Origin of the sequence: Pseudarthrobacter raffinosi, from assembly GCF_023913735.1 — a bacterium.
GTDB lineage: Bacteria > Actinomycetota > Actinomycetes > Actinomycetales > Micrococcaceae > Arthrobacter > Arthrobacter raffinosi.
In genome coordinates this window covers 54,328-65,382 of the sequence record NZ_JAMXBH010000024.1, presented here as the reverse complement: position 1 = coordinate 65,382, position 11,055 = coordinate 54,328, and the positions used below count along the sequence as shown (strand labels likewise).

At 64.4% G+C, this 11,055-nt stretch carries 12 protein-coding genes and 3 pseudogenes; 6 read left to right on the top strand and 9 right to left on the bottom strand.

The window, feature by feature from the left end:
* The 3 genes and pseudogenes from NG698_RS18935 to NG698_RS22055 all read left to right on the top strand — a co-directional run.
* A pseudogene (locus tag NG698_RS18935) lies at nt 1-119 on the top strand (cytoplasmic protein); the annotation flags it as partial.
* A gap of 110 nt (nt 120-229) precedes the next feature.
* Nucleotides 230-655 carry a DUF302 domain-containing protein gene (locus NG698_RS18930; protein WP_252569992.1) on the top strand — a complete coding sequence of 142 codons (426 nt, stop codon included), beginning with the start codon at nt 230-232 and terminating at the stop codon, nt 653-655.
* Between the two features lie 248 nt (nt 656-903).
* A pseudogene (locus tag NG698_RS22055) lies at nt 904-1,236 on the top strand (DUF7793 family protein); the annotation flags it as partial.
* Here NG698_RS22055 and NG698_RS21835 read toward each other — a convergent pair.
* From NG698_RS21835 to NG698_RS18905, 4 genes are read right to left on the bottom strand one after another with little or no spacing between them, the layout of a single operon-like run.
* Nucleotides 1,183-1,545 (bottom strand): helix-turn-helix domain-containing protein, encoded by a 363-nt coding sequence (locus tag NG698_RS21835; protein WP_308216151.1) that lies wholly within the window; start codon nt 1,543-1,545, stop codon nt 1,183-1,185. The pseudogene NG698_RS22055 and the gene NG698_RS21835 sit on opposite strands and share 54 nt — an antisense overlap.
* Nucleotides 1,546-1,554: 9 nt before the next feature.
* Complete coding sequence (locus NG698_RS18915; protein WP_252611632.1) at nt 1,555-2,946, bottom strand: dihydrolipoamide acetyltransferase family protein; 1,392 nt, start codon at nt 2,944-2,946, stop codon at nt 1,555-1,557.
* A gap of 2 nt (nt 2,947-2,948) precedes the next feature.
* Nucleotides 2,949-4,061 (bottom strand): alpha-ketoacid dehydrogenase subunit beta, encoded by a 1,113-nt coding sequence (locus NG698_RS18910; protein ID WP_252611630.1) that lies wholly within the window; start codon nt 4,059-4,061, stop codon nt 2,949-2,951.
* Nucleotides 4,058-5,275, bottom strand: a complete 1,218-nt coding sequence (locus NG698_RS18905) for a thiamine pyrophosphate-dependent dehydrogenase E1 component subunit alpha (protein WP_252611628.1) — start codon at nt 5,273-5,275, stop codon at nt 4,058-4,060. Before NG698_RS18905 ends, NG698_RS18910 begins: the two co-directional genes overlap by 4 nt.
* Before the next feature lie 305 nt (nt 5,276-5,580).
* On the opposite strand from NG698_RS18905, the gene NG698_RS18900 reads away from it, so the two are divergent.
* The 3 genes from NG698_RS18900 to NG698_RS18890 all read left to right on the top strand — a co-directional run bounded on the left by NG698_RS18900 (nt 5,581) and on the right by NG698_RS18890 (nt 7,402).
* Nucleotides 5,581-6,165 (top strand): helix-turn-helix domain-containing protein, encoded by a 585-nt coding sequence (locus NG698_RS18900; protein WP_252611627.1) that lies wholly within the window; start codon nt 5,581-5,583, stop codon nt 6,163-6,165.
* Nucleotides 6,165-6,794, top strand: a complete 630-nt coding sequence (locus NG698_RS18895; RefSeq protein ID WP_252611625.1) for an RES family NAD+ phosphorylase — start codon at nt 6,165-6,167, stop codon at nt 6,792-6,794. The genes NG698_RS18900 and NG698_RS18895 overlap by 1 nt, the downstream gene beginning before the upstream one ends.
* Before the next feature lie 143 nt (nt 6,795-6,937).
* A complete protein-coding gene (locus NG698_RS18890; protein ID WP_248759136.1) occupies nt 6,938-7,402 on the top strand; it encodes an Lrp/AsnC family transcriptional regulator in 465 nt (154 codons plus the stop codon).
* Nucleotides 7,403-7,445: 43 nt separating this feature from the next.
* On the opposite strand, the gene NG698_RS18885 is transcribed toward NG698_RS18890, so the two are convergent.
* The 5 genes and pseudogenes from NG698_RS18885 to NG698_RS21830 all read right to left on the bottom strand — a co-directional run bounded on the left by NG698_RS18885 (nt 7,446) and on the right by NG698_RS21830 (nt 10,921).
* A complete protein-coding gene (locus NG698_RS18885) occupies nt 7,446-8,243 on the bottom strand; it encodes an SGNH/GDSL hydrolase family protein (RefSeq protein ID WP_252611623.1) in 798 nt (265 codons plus the stop codon).
* Nucleotides 8,244-8,560: 317 nt separating this feature from the next.
* Complete coding sequence (locus NG698_RS18880; RefSeq protein WP_252611621.1) at nt 8,561-9,733, bottom strand: acyltransferase family protein; 1,173 nt, start codon at nt 9,731-9,733, stop codon at nt 8,561-8,563.
* Between the two features lie 33 nt (nt 9,734-9,766).
* Nucleotides 9,767-10,439 (bottom strand): annotated as a pseudogene (locus tag NG698_RS18875) (2-oxo acid dehydrogenase subunit E2).
* Nucleotides 10,393-10,491: a hypothetical protein gene (locus NG698_RS18870; protein WP_252611638.1), complete on the bottom strand. Its 99-nt coding sequence runs from the start codon at nt 10,489-10,491 to the stop codon at nt 10,393-10,395. Before NG698_RS18870 ends, NG698_RS18875 begins: the two are co-directional and overlap by 47 nt.
* 118 nt (nt 10,492-10,609) lie before the next feature.
* Complete coding sequence (locus NG698_RS21830) at nt 10,610-10,921, bottom strand: E3 binding domain-containing protein (protein ID WP_252611620.1); 312 nt, start codon at nt 10,919-10,921, stop codon at nt 10,610-10,612.
* Nucleotides 10,922-11,055: the final 134 nt, after the last annotated feature.

Here is an 11,055-nt window from a genome sequence, read left to right as displayed (position 1 = left end):
AGGCCCTGGACAGGGCCGGGTTCGCCATCATCGCCAGCGGCCTTGAGCAGTGCATCGTCCGTAAAGACACCACCATGGACAAAAAAGAGCTGGAAAAGCTCTTCCTCTCCCTCGCCTAACAAGCAGGGACCCACAAACGCCGTGCCGGGGCAGTTTCCCCCCAAACTGCCCCGGCGCGGCCCCCAACCTGAACCGGCCGTATCTGTAACGACATATGAGGAGCAGGCTCATGAGCTATACCCACACTGTTACCGTCCCGCTGTCCTGGGAGGACGCTGTCCAGCGCACCCGCGAGGCGCTCGGTGAACAAGGCTTTGGCATACTGACGGAAATCGACGTCCGCTCCACGTTTGAGGCCAAACTCGGCACCGAGGCCGCCGACGCCATCGGCGACTATGTGATCCTCGGCGCCTGCAACCCCACCCTGGCGAGCCGCGCCCTCGCAGCCGAGCCGGAACTCGGTGCGCTGCTTCCATGCAATGTCGTTGTCAGACGAGGCAAGAACGCGCACGAAACCACCATCGACGCCATCGACCCACAAACCATGGTCCAGCTCAGCGACAGCCCGGCCGTCCGGGAGGTCGCGGACGAAGCCGATGCCCGACTCCGCAAAGCCCTCGCCGGGCTCAGCGATGCAAAAGACATCTCCAACTGACCAAAGTGTAGGCACTTGCAAAATGCAGAGAAGCCTGTGCCCGGGTTGAGCCTGGCCAGATAAGCCAGGTGATGGGGTGCGGGCCTTCGTATCAGAACCGATCCCCTGGCCGCAGGACTATTTTGGTCTGGCCCTACGGGCCGCAGTTCGCATCGGAGAGGCTTGCGGGGAAGGGTCCGTGAGAAGTACAGGCCTTGCTTCCGGCATCCGCCGGGGCCGGTGTAGCAGCCGCGTTGGTGCCGACTATCATGGGGTCCAGAACCAATACGGAAGGCCATCGAGTGCGGCGAACTCCACTAGAAGGAGGAAAAGGCTCTGTCGAGCTCCGAGGCGACGGTATCGTCCATCTAATCTGGACGCCCCACGCCAAAATCGACGTAGCCGACGCCAGGGCAGCGATGGCGATGGTCAACGAGGTCTGCAACGGCGTCGATCATCCCATGCTGGTCGATATGGCTGCTACGGAAACTGTCAGCCGCGAAGCGCGCGCCGTATGGTCCATCCCGTGCGCGGCTTCACGGATCGCCCTACTCGGTTCCAGCCCGGTAGATCGAGTCGTTGCTAACTTTTTCCTTGGCATCAACGCGCCCCATGCCCCCACGAAGTTCTTCACTTACAGGAGCGAAGCAATGAGCTGGCTGCTGGGAGACACTGCCCATTGATACAACTGAGGGTAGGGCCGTTCTGCTTGCAGCTGGGACGAAACCTGGCAGCTGCGCGCACGTCAGGGCCAGGACGCTTCCCAGCCTGACGCCCGTGTCGCCGCGTTCAATGCGGCGCACTGTGGGCATGGAGAGATTAGCCCGGTCCGCGGCCAGCTCCTGGCTGAGGCCAAGCACGATTCTCCATTGCTTCAGGTGCTCGCCCAACAGCTCTGCGGTTTCGTCCACCAAGGCCACCTATATGTCGGCGAGGATGGACGTCGGCCTCTCAATCGCATCGGCTACAAACCGCAGGAATCCGGCTGCTGTGCCGCCGTCGCACACGCGGTGATCGAAGGTGAGCGTCAGTTCGGTGACCTTACGGACCGCGAGTTCCCCCTCCACCACCCAGGGCTTGTCAATGATGCGCCCGACGCCCAGGATCGCCACCTCGGGGTGGTTGATGATGGCCGCGGAACCGTCCACGCCAAAAACGCCGTAGTTGTTCAGCGTGAAGGTGCCGCTACCCAGTTCCTCGGGCGTCGCTTTGCCCTCGCGTACGACGGCGGTGAGGCGGCGGATCTCCGCGTCCAGTTCGCGTGCACTGAGTTTGTCCGCGTTGCGGATCGAGGGGACCATCAGTCCGCGGTCCGTCTGGGCGGCAAAGCCCAGGTTGATGCCGGCGAACCCGATGATCTCCTGGGAGCCGTCGCCAGTGGTTTCTATGCGGGTGTTCAGGTCCGGGAATCTTTTTAACCCAGCGGTGACAAAACGTGCGATGAAGGCGAGGAGGCCAGGCGTATTGTGCGGATCAGACTTCTTGAGGCCTGCCCGGAGTTCCACCAGCGCCGTGGCATCCACGTCCACCCAGACGGTAGCCTCGGGGATCTCCGCACGGCTGCGGGACATGTTGGCGGCAACGGCCTTCCGGACACCCTTGACAGGCGTCCGGGACGAAATGCCCAGACCTGTGCGCGCGTCCACGCCGCCGGTGGTTGAGCCTGTCGAAACCTCAACCACCGGATGGATCACGGCCTCAACATCCCGGCGCATGATCAGCCCGCTGTCACCCGAGCCGCGAATTTCGCCGAGATCAACGCCGTGCTCCCTGGCCATCCGCCGGACGAGCGGTGAAATGACGGCTCCCAGTTTCCCGGGGACCCTCGTGCGGAGCAGCAGCAGGTCATCGGCCGCCTTCTGGGCGTCAGGCTCAACCACCGGATTGTTGTTGGTTGTTCTTGCCGAACCCACGTCGCGGGGAGCCCTGGTTCGCCGGGCAGCGCCGCTGCCGCCGGGCGTCCCGTAGCCGATCAGCACATTTCCGGACCCGGCCTTCTCCTCCTCGCGGTAGGCCTCAGCAGCGCCGGTTTCGGCAGACTTGGTTTCGACAGGCTCAACCACCGAGCCAACCGGGAGCACCGAGATCAGCGGCTTGCCCACGTCCAGCGTCTGGCCGGGCTCACCATGGAGCACCGTAACAGTGCCGGCGTACGGGGACGGGACTTCCACCATGGACTTGGCCGTCTCCACTTCGGCGATGGGCTGGTCCACGCGGATCTCATCGCCCACGGACACGAGCCAGTTGACCAGCTCGGCTTCGGTCAGGCCTTCGCCCAGATCAGGGAGCAGGAATACTTTCGGTTCACTCATGGTCAGTTCTCCCACTGGAGGTCGTCTACGGCGTCGAGGATACGGTCCACGCCGGGCAGGTAGTAGTGCTCGAGCTTCGGCGCCGGGTACGGGACATCAAATCCCGTCACGCGGCGGATGGGGGCGGCGAGGTAGTGGAAGCAGCGTTCCTGGACCCGCGCCACGATCTCGGAGGACACGGACGCGAAGCCGTGCGCTTCAGCGATCACCACGGCCCGGCCGGTCTTACGGACGGACGCGCACACGGTCTCATCGTCGAACGGAACGATGGAGCGGACGTCGATGACTTCCAGCGAGCGCCCCTCCTCGGCAGCTGCCGCGGCCGCCGCCAGCGCCGTGGGCACCGACGGCCCGTAGGCGATGAGCGTTGCGTCAGTCCCGGGACGGGCGACGGCGGCCCGGCCTTCCGAGGACGTCCCGGCTGCTGCGTTGGCCGAGCGCTGCACCCGGAGATCCTCAAGGTCCACCAGGTCTTTGGACCAGTAAAGCTTCTTGGGCTCCATAAACATGACGGGGTCGTCCGAATCAATGGCCTCCCGCAGCATCCGGTACGCGTCGGCAACCGTGGCGGGGGTGAACACCTTCAGGCCCGCGGTGTGGGCATAGTAGGACTCGGAGGAGTCGCAGTGGTGCTCCACTCCCCCGATCCCGCCGGCATAGGGAACCCGGATCACCATGGGCAGCTTCACCAAGCCCCTGGTGCGGTTGTGCATCTTGGCCACGTGGCTGACGATCTGCTGGAACGCCGGATACGCAAACGCATCGAACTGCATCTCCACCACCGGCCGCATCCCGTTCATGGCCATCCCCACAGCCATGCCCACAATGCCGGACTCGGCCAGCGGCGTATCGAAGCAGCGCTGCTCCCCGAACGTCTTGGTCAGGCCGTCCGTGATGCGGAAAACCCCGCCCAGGAGACCCACGTCCTCGCCGAAGACCAGGACGGACGGGTCGGCGTGCATCGCATCCGCCAATGCCGTGTTGAGGGCCTTGGCCATGGTGACAGGCTGAGGCCCCGACGCCTCGAAAGTCGCCGCGGCGGAAGCGGCAGCCCGCGCAGTTGCTGCGCTGACGTTGCCGTTCGCCTCGGACGAGGTGGTGATGGTCGGACTCATTTCGGCGACTCCTCAGATGACGCATCGCGGGCAAGTTCGTCGGCCAGCATGGCTGACTGTTCTTTCAGCTGTGGTGTGGGCACCGAGAACACGTGCCGGAAGAGTTCCTGGGGGTCCACAGGAACGTCCTCGCCAAGGCCGTCCCGGAGTTGGGTGGCAACTGCTTCCGCCTTTTCCGCGATCCGCGCGGCGCCGTCGTCGTCCAGTAGTCCCCGCCCGGTGAGGTACGTCTTCATCCGGCTGATGGGATCCTTGGCCAGCCACTCGGCCACCTCGCTGTCCTGCCGGTAGCGGGTGGCATCATCGGCGTTGGTGTGTGCCTGCATCCGGTACGTGTGTGCCTCCACGAGGAGCGGCCCGGAACCTTCCCGTGCGAGCTTCACGGCCCGGTCCAGCACAGCGAGGAGGGCCACGACGTCGTTGCCGTCCACCCGTTCGCCGGCCATGCCGTAACCCACGGCCTTATGGGCGAGCGACGGCGCCACGGACTGGTGCGCCAGCGGAACCGAGATGGCGTACTTGTTGTTCTGGACGAAGAAGACAACGGGCAGGTGGAAGACGGCGGCGAAGTTCAGGGCCTCATGGAAGTCACCTTCGCTGGTGGCGCCGTCCCCGCACATCGCCAGGACTACGGTGTCTTCGCCGCGGAGCTTGGCCGCGTGCGCCACACCCACGCCATGCAGCAGCTGGGTGGTGAGCGGCGTGCACTGGATGCCCACCTTGTGCCTGGCCGGATCGTAGCCGCTGTGCCAGTCACCGCGGAAGATGGTCATGGTCTCCACAGGATCAACACCGCGTGCCATGACCGCCACGGCATCCCGGTAGGTGGGGAACAGCCAGTCGCCGGCGGAAAGGCAGAGTGCGGCTGCCACCTGGCAGGCTTCCTGGCCGTGGCTGGACGGGTACACGGCCATGCGCCCCTGGCGGACCAGCGCCGAGTTCTGGTCGTTGACGCGGCGTCCGACGACGAGCTGCTCGTAGGCAGCTAGCAGTTCCTCATCAGCGGGCAACGGGTATTCGTGGCCGGGTTCGGTGCCCTGCTCACCTTCTGCTTTGAGCCGTCCCTCCGGATCCACCATCTGGATCTGGTGCCGGGCAGGCAGCATGTAGTCCTCCACCGTGATGCCGAACTTGCGCACCGCTTCGGATGCAGCATCTTCGGCCGGCAAACGCTGGGCCTGGTCCGGCGCAGTGTGGTCCGCGGAGATCGTCATTGTTCCGTCCTTCTGTAGCCACTAGTCGCTTCCAGTATCATCCTCGAGGAAGTTTCGTATCCAGTACTTCGGCAAATCGTGGAAGGTTCCGCCGGATGGACCTACTCTGGAAGACGAATTGAAATATGAGCTGGGCTACAGACGGGAGCGGTGGACGAATTGGCACGCCCCCGACCTTATTGGTCAGGGCGACGCTTTCATTCATCGGAAGCGGCTAGAACTTCCTTTCCCACAATCATTAGCAATGGCATAGACTGTGGAGGTCGTTAGGAGACATCATCGCTGTCAAGGACCGCCGCACCGGAATGAAAACCGACCACGGGGCCGGCACCCTCAATGCATGGATCAACTCTGCCCGTCCCTCTTTTTCTGAACAGGACCTGGTCTCAGCCCTGGAAGACATGACCCGCAGCACGACGGCAGCCGAGTTGTCCGCACGCGACCGGGACTTCTGGGACAAGAACTCGGGAATCGCAGCCGACCATGCCGCCGTCGCTATAGCCTCCGCGGCGAACGCCGCCGCCCGGCTCGTTTTTGACGCTTCTGCCCTCACGGCCGCCGAGGTCGCCGAGCGTATGCACATGTCCGCGTCCACCATCCGGCACTACAAGTCGGCACGGAAGCTCTACTCGTATCTGGTCAACGGCAAGCTAGCCTTCCCGCAATGGCAGTTTACCGATACGGGTGACAAGTCGATCCCCTCCTTGGAGGACGTTCTGGGTGCGTTGCCCGACGACCTGCACCCGCAGGCGGTGGCCGGGTTCTTCCTGACGCCCCAACCCGACCTGGTCCTGAACGGAATGCATGTCTCGGCCAAGTCATGGCTGGAGGCCGGCGGCAGCAAGAAGGTCGTCGTCGACCTTGCCGAGGGACTGGCGGCCGGCTACTGATGCCGGACCAGTACCCGCCGAACGCGGCTACCCTGCGGGCTCTGGGGTACGAAGCAAAGACGATACCGGCTGGCACCGTGCTGTGGCGGATCCACTTCACCGCCTCGGGGCATGTGGTGCCGTGGAACCGACTGCGCACCTGGGGGCCCGTGCCGGGCTCACGCTGGGAACCTCACCCGCTGCCGCCAGGTGATGCCGCGCCGCTGGGTGCCGCCTACCTCGGTGAGGATGTGCTGACGTGCTTGGCGGAGGTATTCCAGCTGACCCGTTTCGTTGACGTCGACCGCGACGACCCTTACGTCACGGCGTTTAGTACCACGCGTGACCTCGTACTGGCCGACCTCACGGGAGACTGGCTGCTGCCGGCCGGCGGTTCTGCGCAGATCGCTTTCGGCGAGAAGGAGCGAACCCGAGCCTGGGCCCGTGCCATCCATGAGACGTGGCCGGACCTTGATGGCGTGTACTCCCTCTCGGCCATGGCCCTGAGTCGCAAGGTGGTGACACTGTGGACCGAGGACGCCATACCGGCCGCCCCAGAGTTCTCCTCACCCCTGAACGCGCCGGGCATCGTCTCCGATGTGATGGCAGCTGCTGCGAAGATCCGTTACACCAGCAACATCGTCCTCTGAACACGCCCCACCACCGCTAACCGTCCCTGAGGGAAGTTTCGTATCCAGTAGTTCGCCAAATCGTGGAAGATTCCGCCGTATGGACCTACTCTGGAAGACGAATTGAAATGTGATCTGGGCAACGAGCGGGAGCGGTGGACGAATTGGCACGACTTGAAGGCGAGCCCGGCGAGGTGCCGTTGGACGACGTCGATCGCCGGATCATCGCCGAACTCACCCGGGACGGGAGGATGTCCGTGACGCAGGTGGCCGAGAATGTCCACATCTCCCGGGCCCACGCGTACACCCGCATTGCCAGGCTGACCGGCGAAGGCGTGCTGACCAAATTCACGGCCTTGGTGGACCCCATCAAGGCGGGCCTCAAGTCCTCCGCCTACGTGACGTTGAAGGTGAGCCAGCATTCGTGGCGTGAGCTGCGCGAACAGCTCCGCGCGATTCCGGAGGTCCACCACATCGCGCTCGTGGGAGGCGATTTTGATGTGATCCTGCTGGTGCGCGCCATCGACAACACCGACCTACGGCGGGTGATTTTCGATCAGCTGCAGGCCATGCCGGGCGTCCAGGACACGCAGACTTTTCTGGTGTTTGAGGATGTTGATACCCGCTAGTAGCTGGTGTCCCAGAGGAATCGCCGCGTCCGCAGAAGGCGGCTCACTGAATCAGCGTGGCCCAGGACTCCAGGAACTTCTCAGCAAGATGCGCGTGGCCGGCGGTGTTCGGGTGCGCACCGTCAAAGTCGAATCCCGGGCTGTTGGCACCCGTGAACCAGCCGGCCTCGGAGGCGTCGATGAACGGAGCTCCAGCGGCTGCGGCCCCGGCGCGGACGGCGCTGTTCGCACCTTGGAGTTCCTCCGCTAACGGCTGGGGGGCCGAGGGCCCAAGAACAATTACCTGGACGCCGGGCCACAACCTGCGGGCCGCCTCGATTGTCTGCGCCGTGGCGGTTTGAATTTCATCAGGGCTGGTGATCAGGGCGTCGTTCTGGCCGCCTTGCAGTATGAGGACGTTGGGGACGAAGCGCGGATCCTCAGCGATTTCCCGCAACCGGACTTCGTACTCACGAGCCTGGTTGTCCTGCGGACCACCGCCCCACGCGAAGCCGGTTCCGCCCACACCGTCGATGTTGGTGGGGTATCCGAGCGAGCCGGCAACAAGGTACGCCCACCCCTGGCCCGGCTGGTCCGCGCCCACACCGACAGTGTACGAGTCGCCAAGAATCAGGAGGACGGGCTGGGCGGGAAGCTGAATTTTCAGCTGTTGGGCCGTTGCAGTGGCTGTGGGTGCCGGTGTCGCCGTAGCAGTCGGCGTGGCCACCGGAGAGCTTGCCGTCACTGGGCTTACGGCTTCGCCTGGGCCGCGCGGATTCGTCAGGGCGATTCCTGCTACCCCGAAGGCAACGGCGGCCAGCAGAAAGAGTGCACCGTACTTGATCCATTCCTGCTTGGTCATGTTAAGTCCACCACCGTTTCTCGTCACCCGGCACATCATACCGGCGGCGTCGCGGAGAACCTCAGCACGTTCAGGTAAGAGGTGATCCGTCTCGGCGGTGGCTGGCGCGATCCACGTGTGCGGGCACGATGTGCACGTCAGTATGCTGCTGGGCGCCACCAACCTGATGGCGGACATCCGCGGAGAATGGTCCGGGGGCAGGGGCCCGGGTAATGGTCGACGACGGCCTGGTCACCAAAGCGCCCGATCCCGACGGTGGCGCTGGCCTCCTCGATCGTGCTCAGGCTGCAGACCGTCGTGTCGGCGCGAAGGAGCGCCTAGGTCCGTCCGGCTAGCTCCAGCTCCCGGGCGGGCTGCGGGACGGGACGGACGACGGCGGGCTCCAACCTTCTGGAGGCCCATCGGCGGATGGGCCGCTCCACAAAACGGAATGATCCGTAAGCCATCAGCACGGTCAGGGCTGCGGTCAGCGGTACGCGGACGGCGAGCGATGGGACTAGGGGAATCAGCAGGATAAAGACCGGCAAGTGCCAGAGGTAGATTCCATAGGACAGGTCCCGGCCCGGGCGGGAAAGCCAGCGGTGGCCCAGGACCCTTGAGATGAGGCCATCCGGCAGCAGGACAAGCCATCCAATGACGAGCCCGGCCAATAGTGCCAAGAAAGTGGGACCGACGGTCCAGAAGATATCGAACCAGGCTCCGGGTGCGGTCGGCTCTTTGAGTGTGAACACGGTCAGCACCAGGGCGAGTCCCGCCAACGGACCGCTCCGGCGGACACCGGCCTGCAGTTGGACATGGAGCCGCGAGCCCGGGCTGATGGACGTCAACACCAGAGCCACGGCGCACCCCAGCAGCAACTCGTCAGCCCTTGTATCCGGCCCGTTGTACAGCCGGGCCAGCGATGCCCCGCCTGAGACCAGGAAGAACCGTGAAACGAGGAACGCCGCCGCCAGGACGGCGGTTATCCAGGCGACTGTGCGGACCTTCCAGAACCGCAGCATCAACAGAAGGAGCACTGGCCAGATCAGGTAGAACTGCTCCTCGACGGCGAGGGTCCACGTTGGGCTCAGAGCGCCGCCGCCGGTCGAGGAACCGAAGGCTCCGAAGTTGGACAGATTCATCACGTAGACAGCCGCCGGTATGGCATCGGCTGCCTGGCCGCCCCACCCCGACGACGGGAAGCCCAGACCACCGATAACGATGACAGCGCAAAGAACCAGCAGCGCAGGCCAGAGCCGCACGAGCCGTTTGGCGTAGAAAACTCCCACGCGCAGCCGGCCCGTGGAGCGGTACTCCTTCATGATCAGGAGAGTGATGACAAAGCCACTGAGCGTGAAGAAAACGTCCACGCCAATGGATCCACCGGGGGCGAACCCAGTGACGGTGTGGAAGAGAAATACCCCCGCTACCGCGACGGTTCGCAGGCCATCGAGTGCGTGCTGCCGACCGGACAGCAGCCCGGTTTCGGGCGCCAACGGGCGTTCCTTCATGTTCGGGATTCCACTACTTGACCAAAAATTCACTCAACAAGCATAGGGAAGAGTCCATAAGCCCAGCTGACTGCCGGCTGGGCGCCAGCTGGACGTGGCCAACAACGTGACTCGCTGCCCACGGGAGGACGGCACCGATCCCGGGTTCTCAATAGCATCAACTGCAAACCGAAGGAACCCGGCCGCCGTGCCGCCGTCGCATGCGCGGTGGTCGAAGGTCAGGGTCAGTTCGGTGACTTTGCGGACGGCGAGTTCGCCGTCCACCACCCACGGCTTGTCGATGATGCGGCCAACTCCGAGGATTGCCACCTCGGGGTGGTTGATGATGGCTGCGGAACCGTCCACCCCGAAGACGCCGTAGTTGTTCAGGGTGAAGGTGCCGCTGACCAGTTGCTCCGGCGTCGCTTTTCCGTCGCGCACGACGGCAGATCTCCGCGTACAGTTCGCGGGCGATGAGTTTGTCCGCGTTAGGGATGGACGGAACCATCAGTCCGTGGTCCGTCTGGGCCGCGATACCGAGGTTGATTCCGGCGAAGCCAATGATCTCCTGGGAGCCGTCGGCAGCAGTTTCGATGCTGGTGTTCAGGTCCGGGAATCGTTTGAACCCAGCGGTGACAAAACGTGCGATGAAGGCGAGCAGGCCCGGCGTATTATGCGGATCAGCCTTCTTGAGGCCTGCCAGGAATTCCACCAGAGCGGTTGGCATCAACGTCCACCCAGAGGGTGGCCTCAGGGATCTCCGAGCGGCTGCGCGACATGTTGGCGGCCACGGCTTTGCGGACACCCTTGACCGGTGTCCGGGCGGAAATGCCCAGACCTGTGCGGGAGTCAGTTCCTTCTGCGCCCGGCTTGGCCTTGGTGTTTGAGCCTGCCGGACTACTTAAGGTTCAGCGGTGAAGATTGAATCTGCCGTAGACGGCTCCGGACTGCCGATAGCCGCCCCCCACGTCCTTGCTCATGATCAGCCCGCCTGTCGCCGGACCCGTGCACCGCTCCGAGGTCAACGCCGTGTTCCCGGGCTATCCGCCGGACCAGCGGGGAGATAACCGCGCCCAGCTTCCCCGGGACCCTGGTGCGGAGCAGCAGCAGGTCATCGGCCGCCTTCTGGGCCTCCGGCTCCGGGGGGCGCTGTCGTTGGACGAGCCTGAAGCCACCCGGCGGGGCTCTCGTCCGCCCGGGTGGTGCCACTGCCGCCGGGAGTCCCGTAACCGATCAGCACGTTTCCTGACCCGGCCTTCCTCCTCGCGGTACGTTTCTGCCGCGGCTTCAGCCGCAGGAACCGGCGCCCCGACGGGGCCACAGAGATGAACGGCTTGCCCACT